Raw genomic sequence first — 12,447 nt, 5'->3', positions numbered from 1 at the left:
TGTTGCAGGGTATAATTTATTGTGTTAGGATACTTAACATAAATAATTGAATAACAATGTTTTCTAGGGTTCCGAATCGCCTCTGCGGTTGACTGGTCCGAGAGAAAACGCATCGATGCTCGAATGGTCGATGTACACGGCGGGAAAAAAGCCCGGGAGAATCTATCAAATGATCTTTGATGTTTCTCCCGGGCTTTTTTCTATTTTTTTATAACAGGAGGAATTCAGATGACATCATCCTTTTCAATCACCATTCAACCAGGCGGCAAGTGGTCTGCTTATATCAGCAGAGGAAAATCCATGACGCTGACGGCAGCCGGTAACCGGGCGAATCTGTCGACCCTTCTCTTCCATGCTCCGTATCCTTCGGAGCGCTACAATATGCCGGATACGCTGAAGGCTCAGCATACCGCGATGCTCACGGCGGGACATGTGCTAATGAGTGACCAGGGGAGAGTGCTGGCATCCATCACCAGGGATTCGGTCGGCTGGCATGATCCGTTATCGGGTTATACCACCCGGCAGAGTACGGACCAGAAGTATGGTCGAACCAGCTACCAGAATGAGCGGAACGCCTGGCTGCGCAGCGGAGAGGAAAATCTGATTGTGGAAATGTACCGCCACCAGCTTACGCCGCGGGATCTGAGCGCTCCGGTTAATTTTTTCTCCAAAGTGGTTTGCGAGCTGGATGGGACCCTGCGGTATGAGGAGCAGGAAACGGCAGGAAGTTCTGTGACACTGCGTACGGAAATGGATGTGCTGGTGGTGTTCTCCAATACACCGAACCTGCTCGACCCGTCCCCGGATTACCCGGATGCGGCGGTTGAGATCCGAGTGACCGATGCGGAGGCAGTGCAGGAAGATGATTCTTGCGTACAGCATTGCGGTGAGAATCGGCGTGCTTTTGAAAATACGTGGAGCGCTTATGCTTTAATGAAAGGGGCGAATTAATATGGGCATGAGTACATTTGAGCCGACACGCAGCAAACGGAATCCAGCGAATGCTGTTTATGATAAGACGATTCCAGCAGGAGAAGGATGGCTGTATGATCTGCTTCCCGGTCAAGTGCTGCGGATCGTGGATGTGGAAGGGAACCAAGCGGTGGATACCCTGTTCTACTCGACAGAAGATCCGGGTGATCATTACAGTGCGATCCGAACGATTACAGGACAGCAGAATCTGTATTTAACGACAGGATCTCTGCTAATTGCAGAATCAGGCCGGGAACTGCTGAAGATTACGGCAGATACCTGCGGTCGTCACGACACCATTGGCGGTGCGTGCTCGGCACAGAGCAACACCGTCCGCTATTCGCATGATACGCTGCCGATGCATAACTGCCGGGATACATTCATGCTTATGCTGTCCCAGCGACATGAATTTACGAAGCGGGACTTGGCCCCGAATGTGAACTTCTTCATGAATGTGCCGGTCACACCGGAGGGGGAGCTCACCTTTGCAGATGGCGTATCAGGTCCAGGACGCTATGTAGAATTGACTGCACTTGCACCGGTTACCGTGCTCATCAGCAATTGCCCTCAGCTCAACAATCCTTGCAATGCTTACAACCCAACTCCCGCACAGGTTCTGATCTGGGATGAAGAAGGGGGTAAAGGGGATGTTTAACAAAATTCTGATCGCTAACCGCGGCGCGATTGCAGTACGGATTATCCGCACTTTGCGGAGCATGGGCATCTCATCGGTTGCTGTGTACACGACAGCAGATCGCGACAGCCTACATGTGGAGTTTGCAGATGAAGCGGTACTGATAGGAGAAGGCCCTGCCAAAGAGAGTTATGTCAATGCTGAGCTTATTTTGCAAGTTGCTCGTGAGACCGGAGCCGATGCCATTCATCCCGGTTATGGATTCCTGAGCGAGAACGCTGCTTTTGCCAGAGCCTGCGTGGAGCAAGGAATCACGTTTATCGGGCCAACACCTGACCATATCGAGCTGTTCGGCCTTAAGCATACGGCCCGTTCCATGGCAGAGAAGGCAGGGGTTCCGATGCTGCCGGGGACCGGCCTGATGAAGTCGCTGGAGGAAGCAATTGAACATACGGGGAGAATCGGGTATCCGGTCATGCTCAAGAGTACAGCGGGCGGCGGCGGCATCGGGATGCGGATCTGTGCAGATGAAGCTGCTCTACGTGACGCATATGATTCGGTAACGCGGCTGGCTACGGTGAACTTTAACGATGGCGGCGTGTTCCTGGAAAAATACATCGCGCGTGCACGGCACGTCGAGGTGCAGGTTTTCGGTAATGGCGATGGGGAAGCGGTAGCGCTTGGGGAGCGCGACTGCTCCGTGCAGCGCCGCAACCAGAAGATCATTGAGGAGACGCCTGCACCGCTGCTGCCTGCGGATGTACGTAGGGAGATGCATGAGAGTGCGCGCCGCCTGGCGCTTGCCGCTGGATACCGCAGCGCGGGAACCGTGGAGTTCCTGTATGATCCGGAGCAGGAGCAGTATTATTTCCTTGAGGTGAACACCCGGCTTCAGGTCGAGCATGGAGTGACGGAGGAAGTGCTCGGGATTGATCTGGTGGAGTGGATGGTTCGTGAGGCAGGCGGAGACTTAAGCGATTTGGGTGGTCGGGTTCGAGAGCCCCAAGGTCACAGTCTTCAAGTAAGGCTCTACGCGGAGGATTGTGCCAATGACTTCCGTCCGGGTGACGGCCGGATCGACGGCATGGTATGGCCTGAGAACACGCGGGTCGAGACATGGATTCAGAGCGGACTAGAGGTAACGACGCTATATGATCCGATGCTGGCCAAAATTATTGTGCATGCAAAGACCCGTAAGGATGCAATTGAAGCGATGATTACCGCTCTGCAGGAGCTCCGAGTCTATGGCGTGACGACAAATCAGTCTTACATCGAAGCCTTTTTGCACACGGATGCTTTTGCGGAAGGTCTCGTAAATACTAATATGTTAAACGGATTCCAGCCCCCCGAGCGTGCTATTGAAGTGCTGGATGGGGGAGTTCAGACAACGGTACAGGATGTTCCGGGAAGAATCGGCTATTGGGATATCGGGGTTCCCCCTTCCGGGCCGATGGACGCCTTGGCCTTCCGGATCGGCAACCGTTTGCTCGGCAATGAAAAAGGGGCAGCCGGTCTCGAAATGACACTTCGAGGCGGAACCTACCGGTTCCGGTGCGACATGCAGTTCTGTCTGACTGGTGCGGACATGTCAGCGACGCTGGACGGGGTCCCAGTTCCCATGTACACACCAGTTACAGCAGCCTCAGGCTCCATCCTTGTGCTTGGTGAAGCGGCAGCGGGCATGCGCACGTACCTTCTTGTAGCTGGCGGGCTTGACATGCCGCTTACGCTTGGAAGTGCATCCACGTTTACGCTTGGCGGATTTGGCGGTCATACCGGCAGCGCGCTTCGTACAGGTGCGGTACTACGCGTTCGCAAAGGTACTGGCACAGCGCTTGGTGCGCTGGCCATGCGGTCCCGTCCGGAATTGACTCGGGAATGGAGCATCGGGGTAATTCCGGGACCTCATTGTACAGAGGAATATCTGCTGCCTGCCTATATGGAGCAGTTGACCGGGACCGAATGGGAGGTTCACTTTAACAGCTCAAGGACCGGGGTCCGTCTGATAGGGCCTTTGCCGCTATGGGCCCGTGAGGATGGGGGCGATGCAGGACTGCACCCGTCGAATATCCATGATAATGCCTACGCCGTTGGTGCGCTGGACTTGACCGGTGACATGCCGATTCTGCTCGGACCGGATGGCCCGAGTCTGGGCGGATTTGTCTGCCCGGTAACGACGGCGACGGCAGAGTTCTGGAAGGTTGGTCAGCTTCGTCCCGGGGATAAGGTACGCTTTAAGCTAATCACCGTAGAGGAAGCGGGGCAGCTTAGAGCAGCACAAGAGCTGTTCCTGGATAACCTGGATGGAGAGGCGAAACTGCCTGCCCTTCCGAAAGAGTCGAAGAAAGAGTATATGCCGCTCCTCGCCTATGAGGAGGAAGGCAGACGCTTCCCGATAGCCATTCGATGCTCTGGCGATGAGAATGTTCTGATTGAGTACGGGGAGCGGGAGCTTGATCTGGTGTACCGGTTCCAGGTCTATGTGCTGATGCAGGCTGTGAAAGATAGCGGGAAGATCCCTTATATCGAAATGACGCCGGGTATCCGCTCCCTGCAGATTCATCTGGATGCTGCCCGAATGACCGTGAAAGAAGCGGCGGCGCTCATTATGGATATTGATCTTACGCTGCCAACGCTAGATTCGATTGAGGTTCCTTCCAGGATCGTGAAACTCCCATTGTCCTGGGATGATCCTGCCACAAAGCTAGCAATTGAGCGTTATCAGCAAAATGTTCGCCCCGACGCGCCGTGGTGTCCAAGCAATCTGGAATTTATCCGCCGGATGAACGGGCTCGGTTCACTGGAGGAGGTGGCGGAAATTGTGTATAACGCCTCGTATTTAGTCATGGGATTGGGAGATGTTTATCTTGGTGCACCGGTTGCGGTACCGCTTGATCCACGCCACCGGCTGGTGACCACCAAATACAATCCTGCCCGGACCTGGACCCCGGAGAATGCCGTTGGCATCGGAGGTGCTTACCTCTGTGTATATGGAATGGAAGGCCCTGGCGGATACCAGTTCGTCGGTCGTACCGTACAGATGTGGAATAAGTTCCGGCATACGGCAAATTTTGAGCAGGGCAAGCCGTGGCTGCTGCGCTTCTTCGACCAGATTCGGTTCTATCCTGTATCTGAAGAAGAGTTGTTGAAGATGAGAGAAGATTTTCCGCGCGGCGAATTCAAGGTTGAAGTCGAAGAGACGACATTTAATCTGGGCAAGTACTTGGCTTGGCTGAATACCATTGAGGAGGAATCTTCGGCGTTCAGGCAATCGCGTCAGGCTGCATTTCAGCAGGAACGTGCCTACTGGAAGGAGCTTGGGATTGCAGAACACGTGTCAGAGCCGGAAGCTGCCGCAGCACTTGCGCAGGAAGTGCTGCCGGAGGGAAGCCTCGCTCTGAACAGCTCCATGTCCGGCAGTGTATGGAAGGTGCTTGTACAACCCGGGCAAAAGGTTCGGAAGGGTGAAGATATTATAATAGAAGAAAGTATGAAAATGGAGTTTCCGCAGCAGGCTCCATTTGACGGAGTAGTTGCATCGGTGTATGTATCATCCGGGGATCAGGTAAGGGCCGGTGACTGCGTTGCAGCCATTTATCCTGCGGAGGAGGAGGCGACAGTATCATGACGATTGAAGCGGTTCCTGCAGCGATATCGATTGAAGCTTTACGGAAGGGGTATCGTCATGGCGGGTTTACGCCTGAAGACGTGATTATGGCTATTGTTGAGCGGGTGGATCGGGAGCGGGATAGCAACATCTGGATTCTACCGCCAACGCTTGATCGGATAAAGCCGTATTTGGAGCGGCTGAGCGATCTGAATCCGGTTGAATCTCCTTTATGGGGAATTCCATTTGCGGTCAAGGATAATATTGAGGTGGCAGGTTGGCCCGTGACCGCGGCGTGCCCGGATTTCACTTATGTACCGGAACAACATGCTGCTGTTGTCGAGAGACTCATTGCGGCTGGAGCTATCCCTGTTGGAAAGGCCAATCTGGATCAGTTCGCCACAGGACTTGTGGGTACGCGGAGTCCATATGGCGCAACGCATAATGCGCTGAGTCCCGAGTTAATCAGCGGCGGATCGAGCTCCGGCTCAGCCGTTGCCGTAGCCTGCGGTCAGGCTGCCTTCGCGTTGGGGACGGATACCGCAGGCTCGGGCCGGGTGCCCGCTGCGCTGAACGGGCTTGTTGGTTACAAGCCGACTGTAGGCGCCTGGCCTTCACAAGGCGTGATCCCGGCATGCCGCAGCCTGGATTGCGTCACCGTGTTTGCCCGCTCCGTAGAGGATGCAGAGCTGGTGGACGGAGTCGTTCGCGGGTACCTCGCCAGCGATCCGTATTCCAAAGACCGCCCGCTCGGCCGACCTATGCTGCCAGTCACATGGCTCTTTCCATCGGAGCCGCCGCAGTTCTTCGGCCCGTTTGCATCAGAATATGAAGCGGCATGGAATCGGGCGAAGGAAACCCTCATTCGATCCGGCGTCAAAGTAAAAGAGGTGGATGTATCCTTGCTGCATGAAGCGGCTGCCCTGCTCTATGAAGGCCCTCTCGTTGCGGAGCGATGGTCACATCTTGCGGACTTCATCGAGAGTCATCCCGGCTCGGCAACTCCGGTGACTGAAACCATTCTTCGCTCTGGAGCCAAGGCAGAGTTTACAGCAGCAACGTTATTTCAAGCACAGCACCGCCTGGCCGACATTCGTCGTCATACGGAAGAAATGCTTAAGGGCGGTGTGCTTGTCCTTCCGACATGTGGAGGCACTTGGACCCGGGAGCAGGTGAATACTGATCCGATTGCAACGAATAGCCAAATGGGTTTGTACACAAACCACTGCAATCTGCTTGATTTAAGTGCGATTGCCATTCCCGCCGGTTTTGCCAAGGATCGTCTGCCGTTTGGCATCACGCTGTTTACGCTGCCTGAGGAGGAGGCTAATATGGTGGCCGCGTCGCGCTTTTTTCTGAAGCAGACGGAGCTGATCACCGTGGCTGTCTGTGGACTCCACATGCGAGGGATGGTACTTGAACCGCAAATGACTGGGCTTGGTGCAATTTTCGTGGAGGAGGCCGTAACTGCTCCGAAGTACCAATTGTTCCAACTGCCGACGGCCCCGCCGAAACCTGGGCTCGTGCGGGTAAGAGAAGGGGGCTCATCGATGGCCTTAGAGCTGTGGGAGATGTCGGCTGATGCCTTCGGCATATTTACAGCCTCCATTCCAGCCCCGCTGGGGATTGGCAAGATTGAATTGGTCGATGGACGCTTAGTTTCAGGATTTGTCTGTGAGTCGTATGCCGTAGAAGATGCGCTCGATCTAACCTCTGCCGGAGGGTGGAGAAACGCGATGGAGAATGTGTGAACAGAATGCTTTAACTTGTACGAGGATAGTGCCCGTTGTTTCGAGGTGCAGCTTATCTGTTGAACAAGAAAATAGAAATAGACCGCTCCTTCCATGGATAACGGTCTATTTATTTTTTATATCGTCAATCCCGTCCATTTCCAATAAGAGTAGTAGAACAATAGCATAACTACTATATAAACGGGCATTAAAACAATACTGAGCTTCACTAAATCCTTAGCCTGATAGGAAACATGCTCATCTTCGTAAAATAGGAGCAGTGCCTTTGAACTTACTGGAAATGTAATGCAGTAGTTCATGCCTACCAGTGTCAAAAACACCACCGAAGGCGCATGAAGTCCAAGAATCTGGCTCAGCACAATAAAAGCCGGCGTCATCACTACCGCTCTGGTTGTATGCGACGTAATATATAAGTGTGAGGTAACCGATATGAGGATCACGATGAGCACCGTCATAAATGTGGGGGCCGCTTGCAGAAAACTTAGTTTACTGAATACCATATGCTGAAGCCAAGCAACCACGCCATTCTCAACAAGTGCTTTTCCCAGTGCCGTAGCTGCGGCGACAAAGAGGATCAAATTCCAAGAAACACTCTGTATGCCCTGCTTCCATCCCATTATCCCGATAGAGGGCAGCATGAAGAGCATGGAGCCAACCATGGTAATAAAGGCAATGTCATAACCGTGCAGGGCTTCAGTCATCCACAGGATCACTAAAACCGCAATCATAACGATGGTTTTCTTCTCACTGTTGGTTAGAGGGAGCTTTTCTACATTTTTATATTCAGAGGTCATGACTTCGCTGCGCGGTTCATTTCTCCAAAACATGATTTTTATGAATACAAGAGCCAGACCGCACATGACAAGCGCGAAGGGCGCTCCCCAAAGAACCCATGTTACATACGAAATATCTTCACCGGTTGCCCCGTTTAATAACCCGATGCCAATGATGTGAGAGCCCGCCCCGATGATCGTAGCCGATGAAGCGAGTAATACCATAACGGGAATGAGCATCGCGACTGCTCTTTTTTGCTGCGTATTCCTTAATACAGTCTGAAGCTCTTTCACCACAGGTAACGTTAGTGCCGCTCGGCCGGAAGTAGACGGTATAAAAAAAGTTAAGGGCTGGATGACCAAAGCGAGCCACCCCAATAAATGCTCGGGTTTGCCGGCACGCTGTATCACGAAGCGAGTAAATCGCGAGGCAAGTCCGCTGGTTTTTACACTTTCACCGATTATAAATGAACCTATCATCAACCATACGATTTCTTCAGCAATGGATTCGTAAAGTAATGAAGCGGATGAGCCCTTCAATAAGACTATGCACATCAGGGCGCCTAAAGCAATCATCCCGGCCGGCAGGCTGGAGAAAATCCACAAAACCATGGCTATGATAAAGAATAAGAGGGCTATTTTTCCTGAATAAGATAAACGATCGACAGAAGCGATCCAAACACTGCATCCTGCAATACCCAATACAATCCACCAAGTTTTTGGGGAAAAGCGTTTGGTAGACTGGACTGCCTCTGATCCGAGGGCAGGTTTGCCCAGCTGTTTTCCCGTAGATCGTACGTATTCAGGCTCCATTATGGTCGCTTCCCTTCGACAAACGACCTATGGGCAATCTGATATCCGATACGCACATGCCGGAGCGCAGCTTCGGTACTATCTGCAATCCATAGGGCTGCTTTTTTGATGGCTTGATCTAATGAGGTCGGTGTTTGAATAATGCTTGAATACGCATCGATTCCATTTTCATAATTGATTTCAGCATTTTCGCCGATCGTTCCGGTGATTGCAATAACCGGGATTCCTTTTGATTTGGCAATTCTCGCAACCTCAGAAGGTATTTTCCCGTTTGGGGTTTGGTAATCCAGACAGCCCTCTGCCGTTAACACGACATCCGCTCCAAGGATATGCTCTTCGATATTTATGTATTGCATGATGATCTCGTAACGTGGGTGAAGCTTAGCCTTGGTGAAAGCGGCCAGTCCTGCGCCTAAGCCCCCGGATGCCCCGCTTCCAGGAGCATGGGTTATATCCACTCCAAGCTGGCTGTGTATCTGATAGGCATAATGATGAAGAGCGCCTGCCAATTGCTCCACTTCTGCTTCAGTAGCTCCTTTTTGCGGGGCAAAAACGTGAGCAACGCCATCCATTCCGCAAAGGATGTTATGCCAATTGCAGGCCACGTCGATCTGCACATCCCGAAGTCTTGGATCTAATCCTGCCAATTCAATGGTCTGCACTTTATGTAAATCCCCGCCGCCCCTAACAAAGACCGGTTTCCCAGCTTCATCGCTAAACACTGCTCCCAAGGCTTGTGCCATTCCCGCACCACCGTCGCATGTTCCGGAATCTCCGCAGCCGATCAAGATATGGTCGACGCCATAGTCCAGTGCCCCTTTGATGAGCTCCCCCACGCCATAGGTGGTCGTCCATAAAGGGTTGCGACGGTCTCTTGGAACAAGCTTCAAGCCTGCTGCTGCAGCCATTTCGATGACCGCAGTCTTTTTATTATGTTCAGTGTAGACTCCGAAGCAGCTCGTGATAGGTTGACCGACTGGCCCGGTTACTTCCATATGATACAGCTGTCCTTGCTTTATATTGACGATGCTCCTAGCAAATCCTTCCCCGCCGTCAATCATAGGGATAACGGTAATGCTTGCATCCATATGTAAACGACGAACGCCCCTTTCCATGGCTTCTCCCACTTCATCGGCATCCAGGCACTCTTTAAATCCGGATGGAACCATAACGATTTTCATATCTTTTCCTCCTGTTGTCTGTTGTTGCTTAAACTTTAAAACAGAAAGAGGAGAGGACGGTTAGAGATGAATTAGAATTTGCTGTGAAATAATGCCATGACCGGGTGCCGTGGAATAAGAGGAGATTCCGAATGGTTTCTATTAAGAATATTATAACTAACATCAAAATATAGTAAAAATGACGAGCCCGATCATGCCAAGGGGATTCGCTATCCTTAAATTTTAAATACAAAGGGGGGATATTTATGAAGCGAAGGATACCACCTAACCGATCTCCTGAGTTAGGAGCTGCTTCTCCTCCTCCCAGGAGGCATACCCTTTTTTGGAGGCTGTTCGCGAACTATTTCCTCCTGATTCTCATTCCGGTCATTGTTGCATGTGTGCTCGCACAGGTTCTTGTCGTTCGGATCATTGAAAAGGATGCGGAGCGCTTCAACAACGTCATGATGAGCCGGTTCTCCGAGCAGACCGACACAGAGCTGCAATCGTTGAAGACCCATATGATTAATATCCTCAGCACCTCGAGGCTGCGAAGCGTGCTCCTCACACCCATGGCTTCATCCCCGGACCGTCAGCTCCTCCCGGAGCTGCTTCATTCGCTGCGGGAACAGCTCCAGCAGCTGGAATCGGATGATTTGGTTGATAGAGCATCCTATTATTTTGTACACGAGGACCTGATCATTGATTCCGAAACGTATACGAATAAATCGTATTATTTCTCCTCCCGATATCCCATGGATTTGAACCGCCGCAAAAAGCTGGAGGCTGAACTGTCCGGTAAGAAAATGATGGACTTTATGGATTCTTCAGCCACCTTAACGGCTTCGATGAGCTATCCATTCAATACCGCCGCCCCTGAAGTATATCTCCTGGTCGATGTGAACCCAGAGAAGCTTCAAGAGCAAATTCATATTACGGAAAGCTGGGTTAACGGTACTGCAATTGTGGATGATGCAGGAAAACTGATCTCTCAAACCGGATTGACCGAGCAGGATCAGCAAGCGCTGCAGCAGCGAATCCGCACAGAGGGCATGGCCCCGCAATTTACGATATCGGACAAGATGGGGCTGTCCTTCCTAACTTCGAGCTTTGACGAGTCCTGGCATTATATCAGCATGATTGATTTAGGAACATTAATGAAGCCGGTTTATATTACCCGCTTGATCAGCTGGTTGTTCCTTATCTTCTTCCTGACTGTCGGCGCTCTCGCCTCGTATTATTTAAGCCGGCGATTATATCGGCCGATCCGGGAGATTAGGGAAGGGCTGAAGCCACATCACCTCTCTGGCGAGGCACTCCGTCACGAAGGAGATGAGTTTGATGTCATCAAACGCTACTCCCAGTTCATCATGACGGAGAATAAAGAGCTGTTCCAGATGGTGAGCGGGATGCTGCCGATTGTGCAGGAGCAGTTTTTTACGAAAATATTACTGGGCCAGTATCGTGACGCATTATCGATTGAATACTACGCCAAGGAGATTGAGTTTGCCTACAGCCATGAAGCGGCCAGAACCGTCCTGTGCATCTCCTTCCACTATGATCCGCCCGTGTACGATGGGGCATCGGAGTCGACCAAGACGTTTCTGCTCACAGAGCTGAAGGACAAGATCCACCAGCTGGCACCCGGTATGGTGTGGATCTGCCAGACAAGGCCGGATATACTCGCTTGCATCGTTCAGCATGATCCGATTCGGGAAGACCACCCGGAGTATATGGCGGAAAGCGTTCGACTCATTTTCCTGGAATATAGCGCTTATTATAAAGCGACCATCGGTATCGGCAAAACCGTTCACGCCATGGAAGAGCTGCATCTGTCCTATGAGCATGCCGCCGCCATGCTGAAGTATCGGGGACTGCACTCTATGATTGAAATTTGCACGAGTCAGCCTAACCGGGAGCTGCAGCAATGGGACCCTTTTTTGTCCGTGCAGGAGGTCCAGCGAATTCTCAATCAGTACAAAACCAGAGAGTATGACAAGCTGCTCCAATCCGTGTTTGATCTGTTGGAGGAGGGGAAGCGCAAAGACGCGGCAGCCGTGCAAATGAAATATTTGCTCGCTGACGTGCTGAACACATGGATCCGGGCGGTGGAATCAGAGCGCAATGAACTGAACGTTCCTTATTATTCGGGTCTGTTTGAACGAATGAATCGCTGCATGACATGGGACGAGTTAAAGCGCTGTTTCGAGGACATACACGGGTTTCTGTTCCGGATGCCGCAGGCTAACAGCCGCAGTCAGCAATTCATAGAGATTGTGGACTACATCCACAAGCATTATGATCAAGAGCTGTCGATTGAGTATTTTGCAGGCATGATGAACATGTCCATAGGACATTTCAGTCGGACCTTCAAGGAGGAGGTGGGTGAAAAATATGTGGAATATATCGCGAAGTACCGGTTGATGAAGGCCAAGCAATTTTTGCTGGAGACCGATCTGAAAATGGACGAGATTGCCGAGAAGGTGGGGTATTGGGGCAGGAATTCGCTGATTCGGGCTTTCCGCAGATACGAAGGCATAACACCTGCAAAGTACCGGAACATTCACCAATAAGGGAAGAAGAGACTGCATTATTTTCTGAAGTCTCTTTTTTTGCATTCGGCTGCCGATAAAGCCTTGTGCCAACAGGCCTGCAAAAGAAGTGTCTCGATGAAAAGATGCACGCTTTACGCTTTGAAGCACGGCTCGTATAGTGGGGACAACAACGAATCTCCGCA

General features: G+C 51.8%; 7 protein-coding genes and 1 riboswitch. Of the genes, 5 read left to right on the top strand and 2 right to left on the bottom strand.

Annotated features, from left to right (window positions below):
* Nucleotides 1-52 precede the first annotated feature (52 nt).
* A riboswitch (guanidine-I (ykkC/yxkD leader) is annotated at nucleotides 53-161 on the top strand.
* Nucleotides 162-228: 67 nt separating this feature from the next.
* Genes M4D81_RS14625 through atzF form a run of 4 tightly spaced genes read left to right on the top strand, consistent with a single transcriptional unit; the run spans nucleotide 229 to nucleotide 6,964 of the window.
* Nucleotides 229-951: an urea amidolyase associated protein UAAP1 gene (locus M4D81_RS14625; protein ID WP_071221185.1), complete on the top strand. Its 723-nt coding sequence runs from the start codon at nucleotides 229-231 to the stop codon at nucleotides 949-951.
* A 7-nt stretch (nucleotides 952-958) separates the two neighbouring features.
* The gene (locus M4D81_RS14620) at nucleotides 959-1,627 is read left to right on the top strand and encodes an urea amidolyase associated protein UAAP2 (protein WP_071221597.1); all 669 of its coding nucleotides are present in this window, start codon (nucleotides 959-961) and stop codon (nucleotides 1,625-1,627) included.
* Complete coding sequence (gene uca / locus M4D81_RS14615) at nucleotides 1,620-5,234, top strand: urea carboxylase (RefSeq protein WP_260067019.1); 3,615 nt, start codon at nucleotides 1,620-1,622, stop codon at nucleotides 5,232-5,234. Before M4D81_RS14620 ends, uca begins: the two co-directional genes overlap by 8 nt.
* A complete protein-coding gene (gene atzF, locus M4D81_RS14610; protein ID WP_260067018.1) occupies nucleotides 5,231-6,964 on the top strand; it encodes an allophanate hydrolase in 1,734 nt (577 codons plus the stop codon). The genes uca and atzF overlap by 4 nt, the downstream gene beginning before the upstream one ends.
* A 116-nt stretch (nucleotides 6,965-7,080) precedes the next feature.
* Here atzF and M4D81_RS14605 read toward each other — a convergent pair whose 3' ends face one another.
* Together M4D81_RS14605 and M4D81_RS14600 are read right to left on the bottom strand one after the other, a co-directional pair.
* On the bottom strand, nucleotides 7,081-8,550 hold the full coding sequence (locus M4D81_RS14605; protein WP_260067017.1) for an SLC13 family permease: 1,470 nt from the start codon (nucleotides 8,548-8,550) through the stop codon (nucleotides 7,081-7,083).
* Nucleotides 8,550-9,731, bottom strand: coding sequence for a glycerate kinase family protein (locus M4D81_RS14600; protein ID WP_260067016.1), 1,182 nt, complete (start codon nucleotides 9,729-9,731; stop codon nucleotides 8,550-8,552). Before M4D81_RS14600 ends, M4D81_RS14605 begins: the two co-directional genes overlap by 1 nt.
* A gap of 245 nt (nucleotides 9,732-9,976) precedes the next feature.
* Between M4D81_RS14600 and M4D81_RS14595 the strand changes: the two genes are divergently transcribed.
* A complete protein-coding gene (locus tag M4D81_RS14595) occupies nucleotides 9,977-12,283 on the top strand; it encodes an AraC family transcriptional regulator (protein ID WP_260067015.1) in 2,307 nt (768 codons plus the stop codon).
* Nucleotides 12,284-12,447 lie beyond the last annotated feature (164 nt).

Source organism: Paenibacillus sp. p3-SID867, assembly GCF_025142895.1.
Taxonomy (GTDB): Bacteria; Bacillota; Bacilli; order Paenibacillales; family Paenibacillaceae; genus Paenibacillus_AQ.
Note: the sequence above shows the minus strand (reverse complement) of the source record. Positions and strands in the feature narration are given on the sequence as shown.

What these genes read in the sequence shown, in the direction of transcription:
- M4D81_RS14625 (WP_071221185.1), top strand. Translation starts at nt 229, where the DNA reads ATGACATCATCCTTTTCAATCACCATTCAACCAGGCGGCAAGTGGTCT.
- M4D81_RS14620 (WP_071221597.1), top strand. Translation starts at nt 959, where the DNA reads ATGAGTACATTTGAGCCGACACGCAGCAAACGGAATCCAGCGAATGCT.
- uca (WP_260067019.1), top strand. Translation starts at nt 1,620, where the DNA reads ATGTTTAACAAAATTCTGATCGCTAACCGCGGCGCGATTGCAGTACGG.
- atzF (WP_260067018.1), top strand. Translation starts at nt 5,231, where the DNA reads ATGACGATTGAAGCGGTTCCTGCAGCGATATCGATTGAAGCTTTACGG.
- M4D81_RS14605 (WP_260067017.1), bottom strand. Translation starts at nt 8,550, where the DNA reads ATGGAGCCTGAATACGTACGATCTACGGGAAAACAGCTGGGCAAACCT.
- M4D81_RS14600 (WP_260067016.1), bottom strand. Translation starts at nt 9,731, where the DNA reads ATGAAAATCGTTATGGTTCCATCCGGATTTAAAGAGTGCCTGGATGCC.
- M4D81_RS14595 (WP_260067015.1), top strand. Translation starts at nt 9,977, where the DNA reads ATGAAGCGAAGGATACCACCTAACCGATCTCCTGAGTTAGGAGCTGCT.